The sequence below is a fragment of the Cellulosilyticum sp. genome (assembly GCF_982396655.1).
On record NZ_CEVXFV010000052.1, the window covers coordinates 18,288 to 27,150 of the forward strand.

At 33.6% G+C, this 8,863-nt stretch carries 5 protein-coding genes; all 5 read left to right on the forward strand.

All coding sequences use genetic code 11. The features are described from left to right. Nucleotides 1–34 precede the first annotated feature (34 nt). A complete protein-coding gene (locus AC1VAQ_RS16955; protein WP_303244188.1) occupies nt 35–3,292 on the forward strand; it encodes a DEAD/DEAH box helicase in 3,258 nt (1,085 codons plus the stop codon). Between the two features lie 516 nt (nt 3,293–3,808). Beyond that, entirely contained in the window at nt 3,809–6,007 is a 2,199-nt protein-coding gene (gene recQ / locus AC1VAQ_RS16960; protein ID WP_302600107.1) for a DNA helicase RecQ, read from the forward strand. A gap of 360 nt (nt 6,008–6,367) precedes the next feature. Continuing rightward, nucleotides 6,368–6,613: a hypothetical protein gene (locus AC1VAQ_RS16965; RefSeq protein ID WP_302600106.1), complete on the forward strand. Its 246-nt coding sequence runs from the start codon at nt 6,368–6,370 to the stop codon at nt 6,611–6,613. Between the two features lie 138 nt (nt 6,614–6,751). After that, nucleotides 6,752–7,816: a Rho termination factor N-terminal domain-containing protein gene (locus tag AC1VAQ_RS16970; protein WP_302600105.1), complete on the forward strand. Its 1,065-nt coding sequence runs from the start codon at nt 6,752–6,754 to the stop codon at nt 7,814–7,816. A gap of 391 nt (nt 7,817–8,207) precedes the next feature. After that, a complete protein-coding gene (locus AC1VAQ_RS16975; protein ID WP_302600104.1) occupies nt 8,208–8,681 on the forward strand; it encodes a fibronectin type III-like domain-contianing protein in 474 nt (157 codons plus the stop codon). Nucleotides 8,682–8,863: the final 182 nt, after the last annotated feature.

Sequence of the window (8,863 nt, forward strand, 5' to 3'; positions counted from 1 at the left end):
AAGAGATTGGTGGAAGGAATAGGAGCACATATACATGAAAATAACTTTACAAGATATCAATGGTTTAGCCAGCAGTAACCAAGTTTTTGAGCGTGGCTTAGATTATTATAAAGAAAAACGTGTAGGAGAAATACGAGTAGAGAATGGTTATGAAAACGTAGAAATCATGTCTTATGTTAATGGTTCTATGGGTTATTATCACACTAAGGTTGAAGTGAGTGAAAGAGGTATTGAGTGGTGTGAATGTGATTGTATTGCTAGTTTTCAATATGAAGGCGCATGCAAGCATGTCGTTGCTATGTTGCTAAAATATTATTATGAGGTGTTGCCAGGGCTTAAAACAGGGATAAAAGGGGAGCGTTATTCGCAAGGTGCATTAGCTTATTACGAAGACCAAATTATGAGAGAACAAGATTTGGAGATAGGTGATAATCCAGTTATCAAGGCAAAGCCCAAGTTAATAGAAGATGGTAGTGGTTCATTTGAACTGAGTTTAAGTGTAGGGGAAAAGAAATTTTATATTGTAAAAGATTTATATGAGTTTAGTGAAAACATGGTACAAGGTAATAATGTGAGCTATGGTAAAAAACTTGAATTTATTCACGATATTAGTGTCTTTGAAGAAGATTCTAGACCAATCGTAGAATATGTTATGGATAAAACTTATGAGTACTTAGATATATTAAGACAAGTTGGGATGTATCGTGGATTTAGTAAAGCAGATCGAAAGACTTTACCATTAGGCAGTAAGGCTTTTGATGAGTTCTTTGAAATTGTTAAAAACAAAATTATAGAAGTTAGTGTAAGAGGAGACACAAGAGATGTACTTTGTATTGAAGCGAATCCTGAAGTTAAACTAACAGTTAATCAAGAAGATGAACATTATGAAGTCATAAGTTCTTTAGTAGATTACATCCCATTTTCTTTTGCAAATCATAAATATATATTAGCTGGGGACAAGCTTTACTGTGTAGACAGAGCCTTTTCAAAGGATATTTTCCCACTTCTATGGTATATGTATGAAGCAAAACGCGTGCATGGCAAGACAAAATTAGAGTTTGACGAGACCTTGATGAAACGATTTATGCTTTCAAGTCTTGGAAAAATCGAAAAACATTTGCCGGTAGTAATGAGTGAAGAAATTAAAGAAGCTGTAGCACCAGAACATGTACTTATTAAAGTTTTTTTAGATATGTCAGATGAAGAGGACATTGAGGGGGATATTGAGTTCCACTATAAAACTTTTAGCTTTAATCCTTATGGCAGACTGAGTTATGAGGCTGCTGAAAAGCTTGAACATATTGCTAGAGATACAGTGAGAGAATCACGAATGAATAGTATCTTAAAAGCTTATAATTTCCGTACGCACAATGGAAAGATTTATTTAAAGGATGAAGAAGATATTTATAACTTTTTAAAAACAGGGCTGAATGACTTGATGGATTTAGGTGAGGTTCATGTAACAGATAAATTAAAAGGTATGAATATCGTAAAATCACCAGTAGGTGCTATTGGGCTGCGTATCCAAAATAACATGCTTCATGTAGCATTAGACCAAGTGAATATGCCAATAGAAGAAGTGCAATCGATATTAGAAGCTTATAAAATGAAAAGCAAATATTATCGTCTGAGAAGTGGTTCTTTCATTGATATGGGAGATAGAAGTATTGGAGACTTTGCAAATATCATAGAAGGATTAGGGATGAAAGCAACAGATCTTATAGATGGGGAGGCGACACTTCCCAAATATCGTGCACTTTATTTAGATCAGATTCTTAAGCAAAGTGAAGACATTGAAGTCGAGCGTGATAAATATTTTAAGCAAATTATACGTGATGTAAAAAGTGTAGAAGATGCAGATTATGAAGTGGCGAAGACGGTTAGAGCAAATCTTAGAAGCTATCAAAAAACAGGTTACAGATGGCTGCGTACTATGGCTAACTATGGTTTCGGTGGCATTTTAGCAGATGATATGGGGCTTGGTAAGACATTGCAAGTGGTGACACTCATTGCCTCAGAAAAAGCAGAAGCAGTAGAGACAGTAGAAATGAAGCCTTCATTAGTTGTTTGCCCAACTTCACTTACACTAAACTGGGAAAGTGAAATTGCTAAATTTGCACCAGATTTAAAAACTCTCGTATTGATGGGAAGTGTAGATGAACGTAAGGCCTTAATGGATGAAGCGATGAATTATGATGTTGTCATTACTTCTTATGAACTTTTAAAACGAGATATTGAAAATTATGATGAGCTAGAATTTAGATTTTGTATAGCAGATGAGGCACAATATATAAAAAATGCCAATACGCTAAATGCAAAGGCATTAAAAATGATAAAAAGTGAAGTACAGTTTGCCTTAACAGGTACACCAATAGAAAACTCTTTAGCAGAGCTTTGGAGTATTTTTGACTTCATTATGCCAGGATACCTCTTTACGTATACACATTTCAAACGAGACTTTGAGACACCTATTGTAAAGAGTCAGGATGAAGTGACAACAGCAAGACTTAAAAAGATGATTGCACCATTTATCATGCGTCGCCTTAAGAAAGATGTACTTAAGGAATTGCCAGATAAAACTGAAACAGTTATTTATAATACGATGGAAGATATGCAGCGTAAACTCTATACAGCCCATTTAGCAGAAGCAAAACAAGAGATTGAGCAAGAATTAAAAACAAGAGGTGTAGGGCGTAGCCATATTAAAATGCTTGCCTTACTTACAAGACTTAGACAGTTATGCTGTCATCCAGCCCTTTATTTACAAGACTATAATGAAGGCAGTGGTAAACTTGCGCAGTGTATGGAATTAGTACGAGATAGTGTAGAAGCAGGACATAAGATATTAATCTTTTCGCAGTTTACAAGTATGCTAGATTTAATTGGTAAATCACTAAGTCAGGAAGGGATGGATTATTTCATGCTAACAGGAGCAACTAAGGCAGAAGAACGTATTCGTCTTGTAAATGAATTCAACAATTCGGAAATCCCAATTTTCCTTATTTCTCTAAAAGCAGGAGGAACAGGACTCAATCTTACAGGTGCGGATGTAGTTATTCACTATGACCCATGGTGGAATCTTTCAAGTCAAAATCAAGCTACAGACCGTGCTTATCGCATTGGGCAGAAAAATAATGTTCAAGTATTTCAAATGATTACGAAGGACTCTATTGAAGAAAAGATTAAAGAACTTCAAGACAAAAAAATTGGCCTTACTGAAAGTGTTCTTCAAGAAGGAGAAGCATTCATCAGCCAAATGTCAGAAGAAGAGATTAAAGAATTATTTAGTTAATAGGTAAAAATCAAACTGCTCCGAAGGTAGCCTATCAGTACCCAACTGTCTAGCTAGATTTTAGCCGCACAAGGGAAAAGAAAAAGTTAATGAGTTACTTTAAAGCGGTTATTACGTAATTCATTTAAAAAAGTAGGAGAAAAGGCTATTACGTAATTTATAAATATCAGCCATAAGGGGATAAAGGAGTGGTGAAACTAAAAGATTAATTAGTTTTACCGCTTTTTTGTTATGAAAGGTTACTTGTTCATTTTCGTGGGATATTTATGTATTTTGTAGGAGCACATTAATTTGGTGTAGGTAGAGATATAGGAGCATAAAGATTTAGGAATATAGAGATATAGGGGTATAAAGATTTAGGAATATAGAGATATAGGGGTATAAAGAGAAGGATGAGTATAGGCGGATTTTTTTATGTATGTTTAAAAGTGCATATGTTTAGTATATACTTTAAAGAATGATATAACGAGAAGATACTTTAATATAAAAATACAATAGTAAAAGGAAGGTAGATACATGCAGGCACTACAGATTTTAAAAAAGTACTATGGCTATGATGCTTTTAGGCCAGGACAACAGGAAATAATAGAAGAAATTTTAGCAGGAAGAGATGTTTTAGGGATTATGCCAACAGGGGGTGGAAAATCTTTATGTTACCAAGTACCAGCTCTTTTACTAGAAGGGCTTACGATTGTAGTTTCACCACTTATTTCTTTGATGAAGGATCAAGTAGATACGCTGAAGGAATATGGTATACAGGCAGAACTTATCAATAGCACTTTAAGTGCTACGGAGTTTCGTGAGATTATAACTAATGCCAGAGAAGGTGTTTACAAGCTTTTATACGTTGCCCCAGAACGTCTAGAAACAGAAAGCTTTATTGATTTAATGGGCCAAATGCCTATTAGTATGATAGCAGTTGATGAGGCGCACTGTGTTTCGCAATGGGGACATGACTTTAGACCAAGTTATAGACGTATTTCGCAGATGATAAGCTTTTTAGAAAAAAGACCTATTATCGCGGCCTTTACAGCAACAGCCACACCGCTGGTAAAAAGTGATATTACGTCTTTGTTAGGTCTGAAATCACCTTTTGAGTATATCAGCACCTTTGATAGACCTAATTTATACTTTGAAGTAAGAAAACCACAAAATAAACTACAAGAAATAGAAAATTATTTAAGAAAACATTCGAATCAAAGTGGCATTATCTATTGTGCAACAAGAAAAAATGTAGACGAGCTTTGGGATAGGTTAAATAGGCTAGGTATCCCTACAACTAGATATCATGCAGGGTTAAGTGAAAAGGAACGTACACAAAATCAAGAAGATTTCCTTTTTGATCGTGTTCCCATCATTATTGCAACTAATGCTTTTGGGATGGGGATTGATAAACCTAACGTCAAGTTTGTTTTGCATTATAATATGCCTAAAAATATGGAAGGTTATTATCAAGAAGCAGGACGCGCGGGCCGTGATGGCGAAAAAGCTGAATGTATTTTGTTTTTTAGCACACAAGATATTATGACGAACCGCTATATCATTGAGAATGGTACAAGCAGTAATAATCATAACCAAGAATATGAAAAGCTTAATAGTATGGTTGCTTACTGCAATACAGAAGGCTGCCTAAGAAATTATATTCTTACTTATTTTGGTCAAGAGGCTTTAGAAGGTAGCTGCCATAATTGTAGTAGCTGTAATAATGATACTGAAGAAACAGAAATCACTATTGAAGCACAAAAGATTATGAGCTGTGTTAAGCGTATGCACGAACAATTTGGAAGTACACAGGTGGCAGATGTATTAAAAGGTGCAAATACGCAAAAAATACGTAGTATGCATTTCAATGAACTCACAACATACGGCATCATGCGAGATTATCCCAAAGATACGATCAAAGAACTCATTGCTTTTTTAGTAGCAGAAGGCTATTTATATCTAGAAGGTTCACAGTATCCTATTCTAAGACTCACGCCTATGAGTTATGAAGTCCTAAAAGGTAAAAAACAAGTGTTTATTAAACGTATTCTAGAAAAAGAAGAAGTTAAAGTAGCATCAACTCGTCAGACAGCAAGTGATGAAGGTGTAGATTTTGTACTATTTGAGTTACTAAGACAAGCTAGATATGAGGTAGCTGTAGAAAATAGTGTTCAGCCATTTATGGTATTTCCAGATACAACACTTAAGGATATGAGTAGACGTTATCCTATTAATGAAGAAATGATGCTCCAGGTATCAGGTGTGGGCGAATATAAGCTTGCTAAATATGGGGAGCAGTTTATAAAAGTTGTCCAAAATTATGTAGAAGAACATAACATTACAGTAATCCCAGCAGGTGACTGGGGAGAAAGAGAGGCGGCAACTACAAGTATGGCTGCTCCAGTTACAACATCTACGAAAGCTGCACCAAGAGATAGCCATCGTCTTACCTATGAACTTTATACAGAAGGAAAAACTATTGAACAGATTGCTGATGAACGTGATTTAACGCAAATGACGGTAGAAAACCATCTGCTTAAATGTATTAAAGAAGGATTACTAGTTGATTTTGCCGAGTTTATACCAGAACAATATGAAGCAGAGATTTTAGAGGCAATTAAAATGTGTGGGCCGAAGCTTCTTAAACCAATAAAAGAATGTTTACCACCAGAAGTAAGCTATACAGCAATCAAATTTACTTTGGCCAAATATGAAGAGGAGATTAGTAATTAGCAATCACTTGTACAGAATTATGTAAGTAAAATTATCCTCAAATAGAAAAATAATGGAATGGTCTTGAAGCAGAATATAAAGTTGAGAATTAGCCTATATTATTAAAGTAAGTGAAAAAAAGAAGGGCACTAATACACCTTAAAGTAAAAAACAATTAAGATTAATCACAAGGAATAGATTGTACACCGTGTATACAATTGTGTATAAGTTGAGGAAAATGTGAATAAAATTGTGGATATGGTGTATTAGTGTTGTAAAGCATGTGGATAAAGAAAAAATTAAAATGTGGGTATAAATTGGGACAAAAATTCAATAATGTGGTAAAATGTATAAAAAATTAAAAGGGGGGTAGGGGACAATATGCTAATTAAAAAAGAGCGAGTTGTTTATCAAGGGGCAAAGTTATACATAGAGTACGCACATAAGGGAGACATAGAAATTTATACATTAGTTTTAGAAACTGTGAACCAAGAAAAAATTAACTTATATGCACATGATTCTAAACGTATTATTGACTTCATTTTTGATGCAACAGTAGCTGAATTAAATGCAGGAACAGGCAAAGTTGTAGATATGGATTATATTATTGCTAATGCTTATGAATAAGAAAAATAATAGTGAAATCCCCATTAGGATGATACCATTAATTCCTAATGGGGATTTTTTGCGTCTTCATCTGGATTATGTTATGATAGAAATAATTTGATAAAAACGTGCGTTAGAAGCAATCACAAGGAGGTACAAATGATACTAGATTATGGTAAGAAAGAACTAGAGCAAATAGCAAAGTTATATGGGGTAAAGGGTGCATATAAGTTGAAAAAAGCGGAACTTGTAGAGGCATTAATTGAAGCAATTCCAGCAGGAATGGAAAGCAACCTACCAATGTTAGATAAGGCGGATATTGAACGCTTTGAAGCAGTAATGAAAGAACCAGTACAACTTGGTCAAGATGAGAGCCCAGAGGCGTACTACAATCTTATGGAACTTGAATTGGTACAGCTCGTAGAAAGTAAAGATAGCAGAAAACTTGTTGTGGATGAACTTATTAAAGAAGCTTATAGCAAGATCGATATTGCTAAGATTATGCCAGTGATTGAAGCAAATGCTAAGCTTAGACAACACATTATGGCGATTCTTAACTTATATGGTGTTGTAAAGATTGATTGGGCAGTAGAGCTTTATAATAAATATCATGAGGACGCAATCACTGCTGAAGAGTTAGTGAGTTTTGCAAAAAAAGATATGCGTATTGTTTGTCAATCTAAAGTGATGGAGGATTATTTAGTAGAAGAAACAATCTACGCACTAGATAAAAACAACTTCCATGATTTCGTAGGTGTTATTGTAGATAGACCATACTACACACCAAGCAAGGAAATGTTAGAATGTTTAGTTGATGAAACATACTATGAAAATACATTAGCAGTAGAAAAGTTAAAATCACATCTTAGAGCAAACTTCACACAAGATGAAGAGATGATAGAAGAAGTAATCGTTGCCATTACAATGATTGCAAGAGTTGATAGTGACCGCACAGGCAAAACAATAGAACTTATGTTAGAAGAAATGGCGAATATAGGTATAGAGTTTAAAGATTTAGCACAAATCAATGAAGTTATTAAACATATTGTAGCAGTGGTAAATAATACAAGAAAATGGGTAAATAGAGGATTTACATCTAACGAATTAAGCCCACATACCTTTAATGAGCAAACAGGCCAAAAAGTAAAGGTTCTTGATATTGGTCGAAATGCACCATGTCCTTGTGGAAGCGGCAAAAAGTATAAAAAATGCTGTGGAAAATAATTCTAATATCGGGGATAAAATGTGGATAACAGGTATAATTACTCACAAGTTGGTGAATAATAGAGAAATATGTACTTGTTGATAAAAAAACGTATGTAAATTGTAGTTTACATACGTTTTTTTGTATATAGAACAAGAAAATACTGACTTTAGACATAATAAAACAATAATTTACATGGATAATAGTCATAAATCTAGTAAACTAATATTAAGAAAAAGCATTATCTTCTTTTTAAAAAGAAGAATACAAAAAGTACATGGTTTTAATCTAAAACTTAAAAAGAAGTTGAATTAGTTAAATTAGATAAAGGCTATTATAATGGTTTGGAGTAAGGGGACACTTCAAGTACACATTTAATTAACACAATAAAATAGTAAGGTGGAAATAAAGATGGGAGAGATAGAAAAGAATCCAAAAAGAATAATACAAAAGTTAAAGCAATTATCTGATGAAGAATTGCAATATAGTAAGTTAGAAATAACTGAAGTTGAGATAATAGATATAAAACAAGATGAAGTAGTGCTTAAAATAAATGTACATAATAAAACAGATGTTAAAGTAAAGGAGGTAGTTCAAATATACATAAAAGATATAAATTCTATCTATGCGACTTTCACACCCACATTGTGTTCGTTTAGAATGGTAGAATTAGATGCAATGGAGCAGCAAACAATAGAAATGAAAATAGCACCACAAGCATTTACTATTATAGATGAGAAGGGGGATTGTTATAGAGATAGTAATGAATTTGAAATTTATATTTCTACAGCGGGTATAGATAATAGGAGTAAAACGATAACTGGAAAAGACCCTATTATAAAGAAGATACAATTTCAAAGTATTGTAGAGGAACTCGAGATGTAGTATAAGAAGAGTACTAATTTTAATGAAGAAGTATATAGCACTTTAAAGAAATAAGAGATAAGGATTAAAGATAAGGATAAGGATAAGAGATGGGGATTAAAGATAAGGATAAGAATAAGAGATAAGGATTAAAGATAAGAATAAGAATAAGAATAAGGATAAGAGATAGGGATAGAGATAAG